Raw genomic sequence first — 15,041 nt, 5'->3', positions numbered from 1 at the left:
GGGTGGCCCCATGTCCACGCGCATCGCGATCCTGGGCGGCGGCGTCATGGGGGAGACCCTCCTCGCCGCGCTCCTGAAGGCTGGTCACAGCACCTCCGACGTCGTCGTCGCCGAGAAGTTCGAGGAGCGCGCCGAGGCGCTGCGGACGACGCACGGTGTGCAGGTCACCGACCTCCGCGAAGCCGTCGAGGGCGCCGAGGTCGTCCTCGTGGTGGTGAAGCCACAGGACGTCGCTGCCGTCCTCACCGAGATCGCGCCGGCGGTCGCGGCCACCGCCACGGTCGTCTCGCTGGCCGCCGGGGTCCGCATCGCCCTGTTCGAGGAGGCCCTGCCCGACGGCGTCGCCGTGGTGCGGGCCATGCCCAACACCCCGGCGCTCGTGGGCGAGGGCATGTTCGGCATCTCGCCGGGCACCGCTGCCGACGACGACCGCCTCGCTCTCGTGCGCTCGATCCTCGAGACCGGGGGTGTCGTGGCCGTGGTCGACGAGTCCGCGCAGGATGCCGTCACCGCCGTCTCGGGATCCGGTCCGGCCTACGTCTTCTACCTCGCCGAGGCCATGATCGCCGGAGGCGTCGAGGCGGGTCTCGACCCCGCCACGGCGCGCACGCTGGCCCAGCAGACCCTCGTCGGAGCCGCCGCGCTGCTCGCCGACTCCGACGACACCCCCGAGGAGCTGCGGCGCCGCGTCACCTCGCCCAACGGCACCACCCACGCCGCCATCACGACGTTCGACGACCACGGGGTCGCAGCCGGTCTGCGGGCCGGCGTGCTCGCGGCGGCCGCCCGCTCGGCCGAGCTCTCGGGGTCCTGAGGCCGTGCCGTCGTGGGCGGCGTCACACCGAGTCGTAGGCTGACGCCCATGACGACCGAGCCGAGTGGCCGCGCGACCCTCGTCTTCGACGACCGGCTCACGAGCTACGACTTCGGCCCTTCGCACCCCATGGCCCCGGTGCGGGTCGAGCTCACGATGCGGCTGGCGCGCGAGCTGGGCCTGCTCGAGACGGTCGACGTCGTGGGCGCCGAGGCCGCCACGGTCGACCAGCTCACCCGCGTGCACACGGCGGCCTACGTGGAGAAGGTCCAGAAGCTCAGCGCCCACCCGGTCCACGCCGACCTCTCCATCGGGCTGGGCGGCGACGACAACCCCGTCTTCGGCGGCATGCACGAGGCCAGCGCCCTCGTGGCGGGCGCGAGCCTCGAGGCCGCCCGTCGCGTGTGGTCCGGCGAGACGCGGCGAGCGCTCAACGTCTCCGGCGGTCTGCACCACGCCATGCGCCACACGGCCAGCGGCTTCTGCATCTACAACGACGTCGCCCTCGCCATCCAGTGGCTGCTCGACCAGGGCGCCGAGCGCGTGGCCTACGTCGACGTCGACGCCCACCACGGCGACGGCGTCCAGGCGATCTTCTGGGACGACCCCCGCGTCCTCACCGTGTCCGTCCACGAGGGTCCGCAGTCGTTGTTCCCGGGCACGGGCTGGGCCACCGAGACCGGCGGACCCGGCGCCGAGGGCACCGCGGTCAACGTCCCGCTGCCTCCGGGCACGTCCGACGCGGGCTGGCTCCGCGCCTTCCACGCCGTGGTCCCGCAGGTGGTGCGCGAGTTCGAGCCGCAGGTCCTGGTCACCCAGCACGGCTGCGACTCCCACATGGACGACCCGCTCACCAACCTCATGCTCAGCATCGACGGCCAGCGGGCCTCCTACCTCGCCCTGCGCGAGCTCGCGGAGGAGGTCCCGGGCGGCCGCTGGATCGCCACCGGCGGCGGGGGCTATGCCGTCACCGACGTCGTCCCGCGCATCTGGAGCCACCTGCTGGGCATCGTGGCGGGCCACGACGTCGACCCCGAGGCGCCCACGCCCCAGGGCTGGCGCGACGCCGTCCGCGACCTCACGGGCGTCGACCCGCCCCACCGCATGACCGACGGCCGCTCGGCCGGCTACCGGCCGTGGGAGCTGGGCTACGACCCGGCCAGCTGGCTCGACCGCTGCATCGAGTCGGCCCGCCGCGAGAGCTTCCCCCTGCTGGGGCTCGACCCCGTCCTCTGAGACCCCCCGCGCGACCACCCGCGCGACACGCCGTGGAGAGCGAAAAGCGGCGAAACAGAGGCAACTTGTGAATCCCCTATCCCAACAGCATCACGAGGCACTACGCTCCAGTCAGGCACGCGCGCTCCTTCTCCGGTGGGGAAGCCGGAGAGCGCGCGTGCTCCATGGAAGATCAGGGTGATCAGTGTGACGTCGGGAACGTTCTTGACGGTGGCCGAGGTGGCCGCACAGATGCGCGTCTCGAAGATGACGGTCTACCGTCTCGTGCACGCTGGTGAGCTCGAGGCCGTGCGGGTGGGTCGTTCGTTCCGGGTGCCCGAGGGCGCCGTGGAGGAGTACCTGCAGAAGTCGTTCTTCCAGGCCGGCTGACGCAGCGCCGACCGCACCGCGTATCCTGGCCGTTCTTTCATCACCGCACGTCAAGAGGGTTACCTGTGGGTTCAGTCATCAAGAAGCGTCGCAAGCGGATGTCGAAGAAGAAGCACCGCAAGATGCTGAAGCGCACACGCGTGCAGCGCCGCCGTCTGGGCAAGTAAGTCCCCATGGGCCGGGTCGTCCTCGTCACCGGGGTCGCGGGATCCTTTGCGTCCCGTGTCTCACGCGCGCTCGCTGAGCTGGGCGCCGACGGAGGCGTCGACCGCGTCGTCGGGCTCGACCTGCGCCCGCCGGAGGGAGACCTCGGCGGCGTCAAGTTCGTGCGCGCCGACATCCGCACGCCCGTGGTGGCCAAGGTCATCGCGGTCGAGGAGATCGACACGGTCCTGCACCTCGACCTCGCGCCGGCCGAGGGTCGCGGCAGCGGCGGCGCCAAGGAGCGCAACGTCATCGGGACGATGCAGCTCCTGGCGGCGTGCCAGCGCTCCTCCGTGGTCTCCAAGCTGGTGCTGGGCTCCACCACCGCGGTCTACGGCTCGTCTCCGCGCGACCCCGCCATGTTCGCCGAGTCCGCCTCGGCGCGCGGCGGCATCCGCTCCGGGTTCCCCAAGGACGCCGTCGAGGTCGAGTCGTACGTGCGTGGCTTCGCGCGTCGTCGGCCCGACATCCTCATCACGACGCTGCGCTCGGCCCAGATCCTGCACCCCGACATCGACACCCCGCTGCGCAGCTACTTCAACACCCCCATCCTGCCGGCGGCGCTGGGCTACGACCCCCGCCTGCAGTTCCTGCACCTCGACGACGCCCTCGCCATCGCCACGCAGGCCGTGGTGAGCGACCGCCCGGGCACGTTCAACGTGGCCGGCGACGGCGTCGTGCTCCTCTCGCAGGCCGCCCGCCGCCTCGGCCGGCCCGTGCTGCCGCTCCCGCCGGTCGGCTTCGCCTCCGCGGCCGGTCGCGTCATCCGCAGCCTCGGCGGCGAGATGTCACCCGATCTCCACCGGCTCCTGACCCACGGACGCGCCGTCGACACCACCGCCCTGCGGGAGATCTTCGGCTACGAGCTCCAGCACACCACGGAAGAGACCCTCGAGGAGTTCCGGCAGGCCCAGCGCCCCGGCGTCCTCGCGGTCCTCGGAGGAGCACGATGAACGACGAGCGACGCACCATCGGTACCACCGGTGCCGCCGGACGCGGTGCCAAGGGCGCGTCGCCGTCCTCGGCCGCGCGATCGCTGGCCGGTCCGGGTGCCCGACCCAGGAAGCCCGTCACCAAGGCCAAGCCGCCGGCACCTGCCAAGACTGCCCCCGCCAAGGCTGCCCCTTCCAAGACTGCGCAGTCCAAGTCGGCCCCGTCCAAGACAACGCAGTCCAAGACAACGCAGTCCAAGAAGGCCCCGACGAAGCCGGCGTCCGGCTCGAAGGGCCCGGTCAAGGCCGCGCCCGCCACCAAGGCCGCGCCGGCGTCGAAGTCCACCGCCGAGGCGCCCAAGGCCACGGCCGGGAAGGCCGGGCCGAAGAAGGTCGCCGCCGGACCGCCCCCCACCTCGTCCTCCTCCGCCCGGTCCACGGCCAAGCCGCGACTCCGGGCCGTCACCGACGAGGACGCCGCCGCCGCCGCAGCAGCGGCAGCCGAGGAGGCGGCCAAGGCCACCAGGACCGCCGGACCGGCCTCCATGCCCGGCATCCCGCTGGAGGAGATCGTCGTCGCCATCGTCCAGGCCGCGCAGCGCGTGCTGGGCTCGGACTGGGAGCGCCGGCTGGCCACGTCGGTCTCGGCCCTGCGCCGACGTCTCTCGGGCGACTACGAGATCGACGCCTTCGGCTTCGACCCCCAGATCAGCGAGATCCTCGTCAACGCCGTCGAGCCGCTCGCGGAGAAGTGGTTCCGTCTCGAGGTCCGGGGTGTCGAGAACATCCCCGCCGAGGGTGGCGCCCTCCTGGTGGCCAACCACTCGGGCACGGTCCCCATCGACGGCGTCATCACGGGCTACGCGGTCAAGAAGTACGGCGGCCGCAACCTGCGTCCGCTCGGGGCCGACCTCGTGTTCGCCCTCCCGTTCGTGGGCCAGATGGCGCGCAAGGTGGGTGCCACCCTGGCCTGTACCGAGGACGCCGAGCGGCTGCTGTCCTCCGGTGAGATCGCGGGCGTCTGGCCCGAGGGCTTCAAGGGCATCGGCAAGCCGTTCGCCGAGCGGTACAAGCTGCAGCGCTTCGGCCGGGGCGGCTTCGTGTCCTCGGCCATGCGGGCCGGCGTGCCGATCGTCCCGGTGTCCATCGTGGGTGCCGAGGAGATCTACCCGCTCGTGGGCAACGTCCCGTCGCTCGCGCGGCTCCTGGGCCTGCCGTACCTTCCGGTCACGCCCTTCTTCCCGCTGCTCGGGCCGCTCGGCATGATCCCGCTGCCCAGCAAGTGGATCATCGAGTTCGGTGAGCCCATCCGCACCGACGCCTACGAGCCCGACGCCGCCGACGACCCCATGCTGCTGTTCAACGTGACCGACCAGGTCCGCGAGACCATCCAGCAGACGTTGTACGGACTTCTCGTGGACCGCGGCAACGCGTTCTTCTGAGCCTGGCCGTCCGTGCGCGCGCCGGCTTGACCGTCGCCCGCACGGGAAGCGCCTCGTCGGAGCCGCCACTAGGCTCGTCGGCATGGACCAGCTGCACCCGTACGACCAGGACGACGCCGTGGCCGACCGTCCCATCGGCACCCGGTCCTTCGTCTACGGGGCCAAGACGCTCGCCACCTCGGTGGTGGCGCTGCTGCTCGCCCTGGCGGTGGAGGACGCACTGGCTCCCACGTTCTGGGTGCTGGTCTCCGCCGGCGCGCTCGGCGTCGCGTTCAGCCTCATCGAGCGCTCGACTACGAGGGGCGCGGAGATCGTCCGTCACGCCCGCGTCAACCTCGACGTCGTGGGCACCGTCCTGCTGGCGCTCCTGGTGAACCTCGTGGTCCACCTGGCGCACTGAGCGGCGCTGCTGACTACTTCTTGCCGCCGAGCAGGCCGTTGAGGAGACCGGGCACGAGACCCTCCTGCTCCTTGTTGCCGAGGACGGCTCCCACGAGGTCGCCGACCGGGTCGGTGACCGTCTTGACGACGTCGGCGACGGGGTTCTGCGTCGGCGTGGGGACGACCTCGGGGGTCGTGGTGCTGGCTGCGGCGCTGGGCTGCACGGCCTTGACGGCGGGCGCGGCTGCCGTCCGGCGGACCGGCGCTGCGGCGGTCCTGCTGGGCTTGGCCTGGGCCTTCGGGGTGCCCGAGGCGGCCGCGATGTCGGTGACGGTGCTCACGAGCTGACTGACGTCGACGTCGGTGCAGGTGGAGCAGAGGTCGGCGACCTCGTCGACGAGGTCGCTCACCGTGGCGGCGGCCTGCTCGAACGGGGCGCGGGCGTCGTCGGGGACCGACGGCGACAGCGAGGCGAGCGACGTGGCAGCGGAGGCGGTGAAGCGGTTCACGGCCTCGATGGAGGAGCGCGAGCCCTCCTGGGTGAAGTCGTCGAAGAGCGTGGCGGAGCCGGACTCGGCCTGGTCGCTGAAGTCGTGGAGCAGGTCGGCGACGGCGTCCTGGTCTCCGGAGGAGTCGCTCAGCGTCTTGGCCTCGGCGAGGCGGGTGGCAGCGCGCTGGAGCTGGTAGGTGCCACGCGACTCCGGCGACTGGCGCATCGACAGCTCGACCTGCTCGACGCCACGCTTGACGCCGTACAGGGCGTCGCCGGGGACGGCGCTGGCGCTGCCGGAGACCATGCCGACCGCGCCGACCGCCGTGACGGTGGCGATGGCCAGGCCGGCCACCCGTCGGCGGCCGCGGCTCGGTGCCGCGGGCGTGACCTCGACGAAGCGGTCAGGCTTGGAGGCGGGGATGGGCGCGAGGACCGTGGTGGCCTCGGCCATGAGCGAGGCGCGCAGCGAGGCTCGGAAGTCCTGGCTGGGCTGGACGTCGGCGGCGGCGGCGCAGATCTGCTCCGCGGTGCGGACCAGCGACTCGACCTCGGCAGCCGCGACACCACGCCCGTCCCACGCATCGTGGAAGAGCTGGGCCTCATCGGGGCGCCTGCGGCGAATCATCGGACCGTCCTCATGCTCGGGCTGCTGTTACCGGGTGCAACGACTAGAGAGACGCGCGAGTTACGGGAACATGACGCAGTGCTGAGGAATCGGTGCGAGCTCATCGCAGATCACCGGGGACCTTCTTGGCCAGGCTGCGGATGGCGCGCAGCTGAAGCTGCTTGATGGCGCCCTCGCTGCGATCGAGCGCCGCCGCGGTCTGGGCGATGCTCATGCCTTGGATGAAACGCATCAGGATGCAGTCACGCTGCTCGCTGGGCAGCGAGTTGACGGCCTCGAACAGCATCTCGTTGGAGAGCAGCGACAGGACGTCGTCCTCGGGGCTGGGCGCGGTGGCCTTGCCCTCGGGGACCTCGTCGGCCACGATCTCGAGCCTCGAGCGGCTCGACTTGTAGTGGTCGGCGATGAGGTTGCGCGCGATGGTGGTGAGCCACGCGCCGAAGTCCTTGCCCTGCCAGCTGAAGCGCTGGATGGCACGGAGGCCGCGGACGAACGTCTCGCTCGTGATGTCCTCGGCGAGCTGGTGGGAGCCCACGCGGTAGTAGACGAAGCGATAGACGCCCGAGACGTAGTGGTCGTAGAGCTGGCCGAAGGCCTCGGCGTCACCCTCGCGGGCGAGGTCGACGAGGGCGCGCAGCCGCAGGGCGACCGGGTCGTCGTCGTGCGGTGGCATGTCGTTGGCCGCGCCGCCGCCGGAGACCGACGGGCGACCGGTGGTGGCCGGCTGCGTCACCGCCAGGGCGATGGCCAGGCTGCGGTCGTCGGGGCAGGCCAGGGCCAGCGCCACAGCGCTTCGCAAGGCTCCCGTCATGATCCCTCCCAGAATCAGCTCCAGTGTAGGGCTCCCGGGGGCGACGTGTCAGTGAATTTTCCGAACCAGTCGCGAGACCAGGCCGCGGGAGCGCCAGGCGCCTGCAACGGCAGCACCCGCGAAGGCGGCGCGTCCTCCGGCGACGGCGACCTTGCGGCCCGTGCGGTAGTCCCTGACCAGCCAGCCGTTCTTCTGCGCGGCCGCCCGCAGCCTGGCGTCGGGGTTGACGGCGCAGGGGTGGCCCACGAGCGAGAGCATGGGCAGGTCGTTGCTGGAGTCGGAGTACGCGCTGCAGCGCTCCAGGTCGAGTCCCTCGCGCTCGGCGACGGCACGGATGGCCACGGCCTTGCCCTCACCGTGGAGCATCTCGCCCACGAGCTCACCGGTGTAGATGCCGTCGACGTGCTCGGCCACCGTGCCGAGCGCCCCGGTGAGGCCGAGGCGGCGCGCGATGACACGGGCGATCTCGATGGGCGCGGCGGTGACGAGCCAGACCCGCTCGCCCCGGTCGAGGTGGGTCTGCGCGATGGCGCGCGTCCCGGGCCAGATCTTGTGAGCCATGTGCTCGTCGAAGATCTCCTCGCCGATCTCCTCGAGCTCGGTGACGCTGTGCCCGGCGATGAAGGCCAGCGCCGAGGAGCGGGCCTTGGCGATGTGCTCGGGGTCCTCCACGCCGGCGACGCGGAAGTACATCTGCTGCCACGCCGCCTTGGCGATGTCGGTGGTGGTGAAGAAGTCGCGCCGGTGCAGGCCGCGCGCGAGGTGGAAGATCGAGGCGCCCTGCATGATCGTGTTGTCCACGTCGAAGAAGGCGGCGGCGGTGAGGTCGGGATCGGGCGCGAGGGCGTTCTCCACCTCCGTGGCGGCAGCGGCTGCCTGCCCCGCCAACATCGAGCGTGACTTCAAGTTCTTCGGCCGAGCATGCTCGTGTGCCATGGCCCGAGCGTATCGGGGTGAACCGGCCACGGTCATCCCTTGCTGTGGTTGACTCGTGCGGGTGACGGTCAATCTGAGCGACCTGGTGACTCAGGCCGCCGAGGAACGCCCCGACGGTGTCGCGCTCGTGGAGCACCGCCCCGAGCGTCGAGCCCTCACGTGGCGCGAGCTCGACGACGCTGCCTCCTCCATCGCCCGGGCCCTGAGCGGCCGCGGGCTCGTGGCAGGCGCCCGGGTCGCGGTGGTCATGGCCAACCGGGTCGACCTGCCCATCGCCTACTTCGGCATCCTGCGCGGCGGCATGGTGGCCGTCCCCGTGAACCCCCGGGCCACGGCGCGCGAGATCGGCCGCATGATCGCCGACTCCCACGTGCGTCTGGTCCTGTGCGACGAGAACGGCGCGGCCCAGGTGCGTGAGGCGTTGGCCGGCCGCTCGGGCGACGCCGCCGTGCCCGTCGACGTCGTCGTCGACGGCATCGCCCCCGAGGCAGGCGAGACCTCGTTCGGTCGGTTCCTCGCCGACGCCCCCGCCGTGGAGCCCATGGCGCCCCGCGACAGCGAGGCGACGGCCGTCATCCTCTACACCTCCGGCACGTCCGGGAAGCCGCGTGGCGCGGTGCTCTCGCACCGGGCGCTGCTGGCCAACATCGAGCAGACGGCCGCCATCGAGCCGCCGCCCGTCGACGGCGACGACGTCGTGCTGGGCCTGCTTCCCATGTTCCACGTGTACGGCCTGAACGCCGTGCTCGGCCAGGCCGTGCGCCAGCAGGCGCCGACGATCCTGGTCGACCGGTTCGACCCCACCGGGCTGCTGCAGCTCATCGCGGCCGAGGGCATCACCAACGTCGCGCTCGCACCGCCGGTCATCGCGGCCTGGGCGGGTCGCGACGACCTGCGCGAGTCGCTCGCCGGCGTCCGCGTGGTGCTGTCCGGCGCGTCCAACCTCGACCCCGACCTCGCGGCCACCTTCCTCGAGTCCTCGGGCCATCACGTGGAGCAGGGCTACGGACTCACCGAGACGGCACCGGTGGTCTCGGCCACGCTCGCCACGGCTCGGGCCGAGGGCCAGGGCCCCACGCCCGGCTCCGTGGGCACACCGCTGCCCGGGGTCGAGGTCCGCATCGTCGACGCCTCCGGCCGCGACGCCGAGCCCGGCGACCCGGCCGAGATCTGGGTCAAGGGCGCCAACGTCTTCTCGGGCTACTGGCCAGACGGCGCCGACGGTCCCCGCCCCGACGGGTGGTACCCCACGGGCGACGTCGGCTACCTGACCGACCGGGGCGAGCTCGTGCTCGTCGACCGCCTGCGCGAGCTGGTCATCGTGTCCGGCTTCAACGTCTACCCGGCCGAGGTCGAGGACGTCATCAGCGAGGTCGAGGGCGTCGCCGCCGTCGCCGTCGTGGGGCTGCCGCACGAGGAGACCGGCGAGGGCGTGTACGCCTTCGTCGTCCCGACGCCCGGCACCGACGGCTCGGGGCTCGAGGCCGCCGTGGTCCAGGCCTGCTCCACGCGGCTCGCCCGCTTCAAGCAGCCCACCCGCGTCGTGGTGGTGGAGAACCTCCCGTACTCGCCCACCGGCAAGGTCGCCAAGGGCCGGCTCCGAGCCCTGGCGCGGAGCGCCGTGCTGGGCCTCGACCCGGCGTGACGGCTCACAGCGACGACGCCCGCGTCGTCGTCTACTCCCGTGGGGGATGCCACCTGTGCGAGGCGGTGGAGTCGCTCGTCGCCTCGGTGTGCGCGGAGACCGGTGACACCTGGGCGCGCATCGACGTCGACACCGAGCCCGCGCTCGTCGAGGCGTTCAGCGAGATGGTCCCGGTGACGTTCGTCGACGGTCGTCAGCACGACTTCTTCCGGGTCGAGGAGAAGCGGCTGCGGGCCGCGCTGGCACACGAGCGCTGACGCACGCGGCCCCGGGCCGAGGGCGGTCCGCAGGAGCCGCCGTCCTACCATGCGCGATGTGAGGCATCGCACCCGGCCCCGGCTCGATTTGGTTCACACGCGCACAAAGTCCTAAACTGCAGGTCGCGCTCCGACCAGTCCCACCCCGCGGGCAATCCCAGGTCGGAAGCCGATGGAGCACCGTGACCCTTCTGCGCAACGACCGGCCCACTGCTGAGCCCACGGCTCACAGCGCCGGCTCGGCCGACCGTGGCATCCCCGACGCCACCGTCGCCCGGCTGCCGTTGTACCTGCGTGCGCTCAACGCGCTCGCCGACGACGGCGTGGCCACGTGCTCCTCGGGCGAGCTGGCCGACGCCACGGGCGTCAACCCGGCCAAGCTGCGCAAGGACCTCTCCCACCTCGGCTCCTACGGGACGCGCGGAGTCGGGTACGAGGTGCAGTACCTCAGCTACCAGATCGCCCGCGAGCTCGGCCAGACCCACACGTGGGACGTCGTCATCGTGGGCGCCGGCAACCTCGGCACGGCTCTCTCCACCTACCAGGGCTTCGGCACGCGTGGCATCAGCATCGCGGCCGTGCTCGACGACGACCCGGCCCGCATCGGCACCGTCGTCGGCGGCGTCACGGTGGAGCCCGCGTCGCGCCTCGACGCGATCGTCCGCGAGCGCGGCATCGCCATCGCCGTCATCGCGACCCCCGGGGCCGCTGCGCAGAAGGTCGCCGACCAGCTGGTCGCGGCGGGCATCACGAGCATCCTGAACTTCGCACCGGCCGTCGTGCAGGTGCCCGACGAGGTCGAGCTCCGCAAGGTCGACCTCTCGATCGAGCTGCAGATCCTGGCGTACCACGAGCAGCGTCGCTCCTGCGACGTCGCGGTGGCGTCGGTCGTCGACAAGGAGGTCACGGCATGAGTGTCCTGGTCGTGGGACTGTCCCACCGCTCCGCTCCCATCGGTCTGCTCGAGCGCGCGTCGCTCGACACCGACGCCGCCGTGAAGCTGGCGCACCGCGCCGTCGAGTCGGCGTCCATCGCCGAGGCGGCCGTCGTCTCCACGTGCAACCGCGTCGAGGTCTATGTCGACGCCGAGCGCTTCCACGGTGCCCTCGAGGACGTCTCGCTCCTGCTGGCCGAGCACATCGGCCTGGGGCGCGAGGAGCTCGTCAACCACGCCTACGTGCACTACGACGACGCTGCCGTGGCGCACCTCTTCACGGTGGCCGCCGGCCTGGACTCGATGATCCTCGGCGAGAGCCAGATCCTCGGGCAGGTCCGCCAGGCGCTGCACACCGGCCAGGCCGAGTCCACGGTGGGCTCCGCGCTCAACACGCTCTTCCAGCAGGCGTTGCGCATCGGCAAGCGCGGGCACGCCGAGACGGGCATCGACCGCCTGGCCCCCTCCACCGTCACGGCCGGCCTCGACGCCGCCGGGGCGGTCGTCAACGACTCCGCCACGCGCTTCCTCGTGGCCGGTGCGGGCACGATGGCCAACCTCACGGTCCGCACGCTCGTGGAGCGTGGCGTCGACCCGGCCCGGATCATGGTGGCCAACCGCACGTTCCAGCGGGCCTACGAGCTCGTCGCCACGTTCGGCGTCAGCGCCGTGCGGTGGGAGGCCATGGACCTCGAGCTGGGGGCGGCCGACGTCGTCGTGAGCTGCACCGGCGCGGCCGGCGTGGTCTTCGACCGCGAGCGCATCGAGCACGCCGTCGCCACGGCCGACGGAAGCACCCGTCCGCTCACCATCATCGACCTCGCGCTGCCGCGCGACGTCGACCCCGAGGTCTCCACGGTCGAGGGCGTCACCCTCATCGACCTCATCGTCCTGGCGGGGCTGTCCGAGAACGTCGAGCTGGCCGCCGACGTCGCGCAGGTGCGCACCATCGTCGACGACGAGGTCCGCAGCTTCCTCGCCGCCAAGCAGGCGTCGCGGGTCACGCCCACCGTCGTGGCGCTGCGCAGCATGGCCACCGAGATCGTCGAGGCCGAGCTGAGCCGACTCTCGAACCGTCTGCCCGACCTGAGCGACGACCAGGCCGCGCAGGTGCGTCAGGCGGTCAAGCGGGTCGCCGACAAGCTCATCCACGCGCCCACCGTGCGCGTCCAGAAGCTCGTCGACGGTCCGGCGGGTCTCACCTACGCCGACGCCCTGGCCGACCTCTTCGCGCTCGACCAGGCCACCGTCGAGTCCGTCACGCGGGTCGGAGGTGAGGACGGATGACCGACACGACCCCCACGGCGCCGCTGCGTCTCGGCACCCGCGCGAGCGTGCTCGCGCGCACCCAGTCCGGGCACGTCGCCCAGCGCATCACCGAGCTCACCGGCCGCGACGTCGAGCTCGTCACCATCAGCACCGAGGGCGACCGCAGCAGTGCGCTCCTCACCACGATCGGCGGCACGGGCGTGTTCGTCGCCGCGCTGCGCGAGGCCGTGGCCCGAGGCGACGTCGACCTCGCGGTCCACTCGCTCAAGGACCTGCCCACCACCCCCGACGACCGGCTCAACCTGGTGGCCATCCCGCCGCGCGAGGACGCCCGCGACGTCCTCGTCGCCCGCGACGGCCTGACGCTCGGCGAGCTCCCGCAGGGCGCCCGGGTCGGCACCGGCTCGCCCCGGCGGGCCGCCCAGATCAACGCGCTGGGTCTCGGCCTCGAGATCGTGCCCGTCCGCGGCAACGTCGACACCCGCATCGCCAAGGTCACGTCCGGCGAGCTCGACGGCGTCGTCCTGGCCCGGGCCGGACTCGTGCGCCTGGGCCGCCAGGACGAGGCCACCGAGGTCCTCGACCCCATCCAGGTCCTCCCCGCCCCCGGGCAGGGAGCCCTCGCCGTGGAGTGCCGCATCGACGACCACGCCACCGCAGACCTCCTCGTCGGGCTCGACGACCCGGACACCCGGGCCGCCGTGACCGCGGAGCGCAGCCTCCTCGCCTCGCTCGAGGCCGGCTGCAGCGCACCTGTCGGAGCCCTGGCCGAGATCGCCTGGGGCGATGACGGCCACGACGAGCTCTGGCTCCGCGCCGTCGTCGGAGACGTCTCCGGCGCACCGTCCATCCGCCTGTCCGCCGCCGGCTCACCTGCTGAGTCGGCTGCGGTCGGCGAACGTCTCGCTGCCGAGATGCTCGCCGAGGGTGCCGCCGACCTGGTGGCCACCGCACAGTCCTCAGGCCCCAGCCCCGTAGGCAGCGGTCCCGCTCCGGCAGGCCCCGCCTCATGACCACCCGGCAGACCAGGAAGAAGAACACTGTGACAGTTCAGACCGTCGACGCCACCGAGCAGGACGCCGGCACCGCCGCCGCGCCCACGCCGCCGCGCAAGACCCGGGCCAAGACGCCCGGTCGCGTGAGCTTCGTGGGCACGGGACCGGGCGACGCCAGCCTGCTCACGGTGCGGGCCGCCGAGCTCATCAGCCAGGCCGACGTGGTGATCACGGAGCAGCCCGAGCAGGCCGGTCTCGTCACCACCGACGTCGAGATCGTCGACGGCGGGATGGGCGAGGACGGGGAGACCCTCACGCACGCCGCGCGCTCCAAGCTGGTCGTGAAGCACGCCCGCACGGGTGCGCACGTCGTCCGCCTCATCAGCGGCGACCCGTTCACGTACGCCACGGGGCCCGAGGAGGCCGCGGCCTGCGCCAAGGCCGGCATCGCCTTCGAGGTCGTGCCCGGCGTCTCGTCCGTCTCGGCCGTGCCCGCCTACGCGGGCGTCCCGCTCACCAACAAGTCGCACCGCGAGTACAAGGTCGTGAGCGTCGGCGAGAACAGCGTGCAGTGGTCCGACCACGCGGGCAACGACACGCTCGTGCTGCTCTCGGCCGTCAAGCGCATCGGCGAGGCCGCTGCCGGTCTCATCGAGGCCGGGCGCTCGCCCGCCACCCCGGTGGCCATGACCCGCGTCGGCACCACCACCGAGCAGGTCACGATCGTCTCCACGCTCGCCGACATCGCCGCCGAGGCCAAGGCCGCCGGCATGACGTCGCCGGCCATCACGGTCGTGGGCGAGGTCGTCTCGATGCGCGACGCGCTGTCGTGGTTCGAGACCAAGCCGCTCTACGGCTGGCGCGTGCTCGTGCCCCGCACCAAGGAGCAGGCGGCCGGCCTCGCCGCGCGACTGCGGTCCTACGGCGCGGTCTCCGAGGAGGTCCCCACCATCTCGGTGGAGCCGCCGCGCAACCCGCAGCAGATGGACAAGGCCGTGCGCGGCCTCGTCGAGGGTCGCTACGAGTGGGTCGCGTTCACGAGCGTCAACGCGGTCAAGGCCGTGCGCGAGAAGTTCGAGGAGTACGGGCTCGACGCCCGCGCCTTCTCGGGACTGAAGATCGCCGCAGTGGGCGACAAGACCGCCGAGGCCATCGCCACGTGGGGCATTCGCGCCGACCTCATCCCGTCGGGTGAGCAGTCGGCCGCCGGCCTCCTCGAGGACTGGCCGCCGTTCGACGAGCTGCTCGACCCCATCAACCGGGTCTTCCTGCCGCGCGCCGACATCGCCACCGAGACCCTCGTGGCCGGGCTCGTCGAGCTGGGCTGGGAGGTCGACGACGTCACGGCCTACCGCACCGTCCGGGCGGCGCCGCCGCCGGCGCCGACGCGCGAGGCCATCAAGTCGGGCAAGTTCGACGCCGTGCTCTTCACGTCGAGCTCGACCGTGCGCAACCTCGTCGGCATCGCGGGCAAGCCCCACGCGTCGACGATCATCGCGTGCATCGGTCCCGCCACGGCGAAGACGGCCGAGGAGCACGGCCTGCGGGTCGACGTCCTCGCCGAGCAGCCGTCGGCCGAGGTCCTGGCCGACGCGCTCGCCGAGTTCGGCGCCGCACGTCGTCTCGCGTTCGTCGAGGCCGGCGAGCCCGTGCTCAAGCCGTCCCAGAAGCGTCCGTCCACGCGTCGCAAGGCGTGAG

General features: G+C 72.3%; 16 protein-coding genes. 13 read left to right on the top strand and 3 right to left on the bottom strand.

Features of this window, described 5'->3' with window-relative positions; translation table 11 throughout:
• The first annotated feature begins 10 nt into the window (after nt 1-10).
• The 7 genes from proC (at nt 11) to ASD11_RS13255 (ending at nt 5,397) form a co-directional block, all read left to right on the top strand.
• Nucleotides 11-814, top strand: coding sequence for a pyrroline-5-carboxylate reductase (gene proC, locus ASD11_RS13280; RefSeq protein WP_056287857.1), 804 nt, complete (start codon nt 11-13; stop codon nt 812-814).
• Nucleotides 815-862: 48 nt separating this feature from the next.
• On the top strand, nt 863-2,050 hold the full coding sequence (locus ASD11_RS13275; protein WP_056287855.1) for an acetoin utilization protein AcuC: 1,188 nt from the start codon (nt 863-865) through the stop codon (nt 2,048-2,050).
• 186 nt (nt 2,051-2,236) lie between these two features.
• Nucleotides 2,237-2,419, top strand: coding sequence for a helix-turn-helix domain-containing protein (locus ASD11_RS13270; protein ID WP_442854189.1), 183 nt, complete (start codon nt 2,237-2,239; stop codon nt 2,417-2,419).
• Between the two features lie 65 nt (nt 2,420-2,484).
• Nucleotides 2,485-2,586 carry a 30S ribosomal protein bS22 gene (locus ASD11_RS17815; RefSeq protein WP_019143756.1) on the top strand — a complete coding sequence of 34 codons (102 nt, stop codon included), beginning with the start codon at nt 2,485-2,487 and terminating at the stop codon, nt 2,584-2,586.
• 6 nt (nt 2,587-2,592) lie between these two features.
• Nucleotides 2,593-3,576 (top strand): NAD-dependent epimerase/dehydratase family protein, encoded by a 984-nt coding sequence (locus tag ASD11_RS13265; protein WP_056287852.1) that lies wholly within the window; start codon nt 2,593-2,595, stop codon nt 3,574-3,576.
• On the top strand, nt 3,573-4,997 hold the full coding sequence (locus ASD11_RS18700; protein WP_235503321.1) for a lysophospholipid acyltransferase family protein: 1,425 nt from the start codon (nt 3,573-3,575) through the stop codon (nt 4,995-4,997). The genes ASD11_RS13265 and ASD11_RS18700 overlap by 4 nt, the downstream gene beginning before the upstream one ends.
• Before the next feature lie 82 nt (nt 4,998-5,079).
• Nucleotides 5,080-5,397 carry a hypothetical protein gene (locus tag ASD11_RS13255; protein WP_056287850.1) on the top strand — a complete coding sequence of 106 codons (318 nt, stop codon included), beginning with the start codon at nt 5,080-5,082 and terminating at the stop codon, nt 5,395-5,397.
• Nucleotides 5,398-5,410: 13 nt separating this feature from the next.
• Here the strand turns inward: ASD11_RS13255 and ASD11_RS13250 are convergent, their stop codons facing one another.
• From ASD11_RS13250 to ASD11_RS13240, 3 genes are all read right to left on the bottom strand, one after another.
• Nucleotides 5,411-6,496: a DUF5667 domain-containing protein gene (locus ASD11_RS13250; RefSeq protein ID WP_056287847.1), complete on the bottom strand. Its 1,086-nt coding sequence runs from the start codon at nt 6,494-6,496 to the stop codon at nt 5,411-5,413.
• A gap of 100 nt (nt 6,497-6,596) precedes the next feature.
• On the bottom strand, nt 6,597-7,307 hold the full coding sequence (locus ASD11_RS13245; protein WP_056287845.1) for a sigma-70 family RNA polymerase sigma factor: 711 nt from the start codon (nt 7,305-7,307) through the stop codon (nt 6,597-6,599).
• Nucleotides 7,308-7,355: 48 nt separating this feature from the next.
• Complete coding sequence (locus tag ASD11_RS13240; RefSeq protein ID WP_056287843.1) at nt 7,356-8,243, bottom strand: HAD family hydrolase; 888 nt, start codon at nt 8,241-8,243, stop codon at nt 7,356-7,358.
• 61 nt (nt 8,244-8,304) lie between these two features.
• On the opposite strand from ASD11_RS13240, the gene ASD11_RS13235 reads away from it, so the two are divergent.
• The 6 genes from ASD11_RS13235 (at nt 8,305) to ASD11_RS13210 (ending at nt 15,040) form a co-directional block, all read left to right on the top strand.
• Complete coding sequence (locus ASD11_RS13235; RefSeq protein WP_082554453.1) at nt 8,305-9,888, top strand: class I adenylate-forming enzyme family protein; 1,584 nt, start codon at nt 8,305-8,307, stop codon at nt 9,886-9,888.
• Entirely contained in the window at nt 9,885-10,145 is a 261-nt protein-coding gene (locus ASD11_RS13230) for a glutaredoxin family protein (protein ID WP_056287839.1), read from the top strand. Before ASD11_RS13235 ends, ASD11_RS13230 begins: the two co-directional genes overlap by 4 nt.
• Before the next feature lie 182 nt (nt 10,146-10,327).
• Nucleotides 10,328-11,059 carry a redox-sensing transcriptional repressor Rex gene (locus tag ASD11_RS13225; protein WP_056287837.1) on the top strand — a complete coding sequence of 244 codons (732 nt, stop codon included), beginning with the start codon at nt 10,328-10,330 and terminating at the stop codon, nt 11,057-11,059.
• Complete coding sequence (locus ASD11_RS13220) at nt 11,056-12,366, top strand: glutamyl-tRNA reductase (RefSeq protein ID WP_056287836.1); 1,311 nt, start codon at nt 11,056-11,058, stop codon at nt 12,364-12,366. Before ASD11_RS13225 ends, ASD11_RS13220 begins: the two co-directional genes overlap by 4 nt.
• Nucleotides 12,363-13,361, top strand: coding sequence for a hydroxymethylbilane synthase (hemC, locus tag ASD11_RS13215; RefSeq protein ID WP_056287833.1), 999 nt, complete (start codon nt 12,363-12,365; stop codon nt 13,359-13,361). The genes ASD11_RS13220 and hemC overlap by 4 nt, the downstream gene beginning before the upstream one ends.
• A gap of 29 nt (nt 13,362-13,390) precedes the next feature.
• On the top strand, nt 13,391-15,040 hold the full coding sequence (locus tag ASD11_RS13210) for a uroporphyrinogen-III synthase (RefSeq protein ID WP_442854188.1): 1,650 nt from the start codon (nt 13,391-13,393) through the stop codon (nt 15,038-15,040).
• The last annotated feature ends 1 nt before the right edge of the window (nt 15,041 follow it).

Source organism: Aeromicrobium sp. Root495 (assembly GCF_001426755.1).
In the GTDB taxonomy this organism is placed as follows: domain Bacteria; phylum Actinomycetota; class Actinomycetes; order Propionibacteriales; family Nocardioidaceae; genus Aeromicrobium.
Note: the sequence above shows the minus strand (reverse complement) of the source record. Positions and strands in the feature narration are given on the sequence as shown.

Bases quoted from the DNA above. Each gene is read 5' to 3' on its own strand.
- proC (WP_056287857.1), top strand. From the start codon at position 11: ATGTCCACGCGCATCGCGATCCTGGGCGGCGGCGTCATGGGGGAGACC.
- ASD11_RS13275 (WP_056287855.1), top strand. From the start codon at position 863: ATGACGACCGAGCCGAGTGGCCGCGCGACCCTCGTCTTCGACGACCGG.
- ASD11_RS13265 (WP_056287852.1), top strand. From the start codon at position 2,593: ATGGGCCGGGTCGTCCTCGTCACCGGGGTCGCGGGATCCTTTGCGTCC.
- ASD11_RS18700 (WP_235503321.1), top strand. From the start codon at position 3,573: ATGAACGACGAGCGACGCACCATCGGTACCACCGGTGCCGCCGGACGC.
- ASD11_RS13255 (WP_056287850.1), top strand. From the start codon at position 5,080: ATGGACCAGCTGCACCCGTACGACCAGGACGACGCCGTGGCCGACCGT.
- ASD11_RS13250 (WP_056287847.1), bottom strand. From the start codon at position 6,496: ATGATTCGCCGCAGGCGCCCCGATGAGGCCCAGCTCTTCCACGATGCG.
- ASD11_RS13245 (WP_056287845.1), bottom strand. From the start codon at position 7,307: ATGACGGGAGCCTTGCGAAGCGCTGTGGCGCTGGCCCTGGCCTGCCCC.
- ASD11_RS13240 (WP_056287843.1), bottom strand. From the start codon at position 8,243: ATGGCACACGAGCATGCTCGGCCGAAGAACTTGAAGTCACGCTCGATG.
- ASD11_RS13220 (WP_056287836.1), top strand. From the start codon at position 11,056: ATGAGTGTCCTGGTCGTGGGACTGTCCCACCGCTCCGCTCCCATCGGT.
- hemC (WP_056287833.1), top strand. From the start codon at position 12,363: ATGACCGACACGACCCCCACGGCGCCGCTGCGTCTCGGCACCCGCGCG.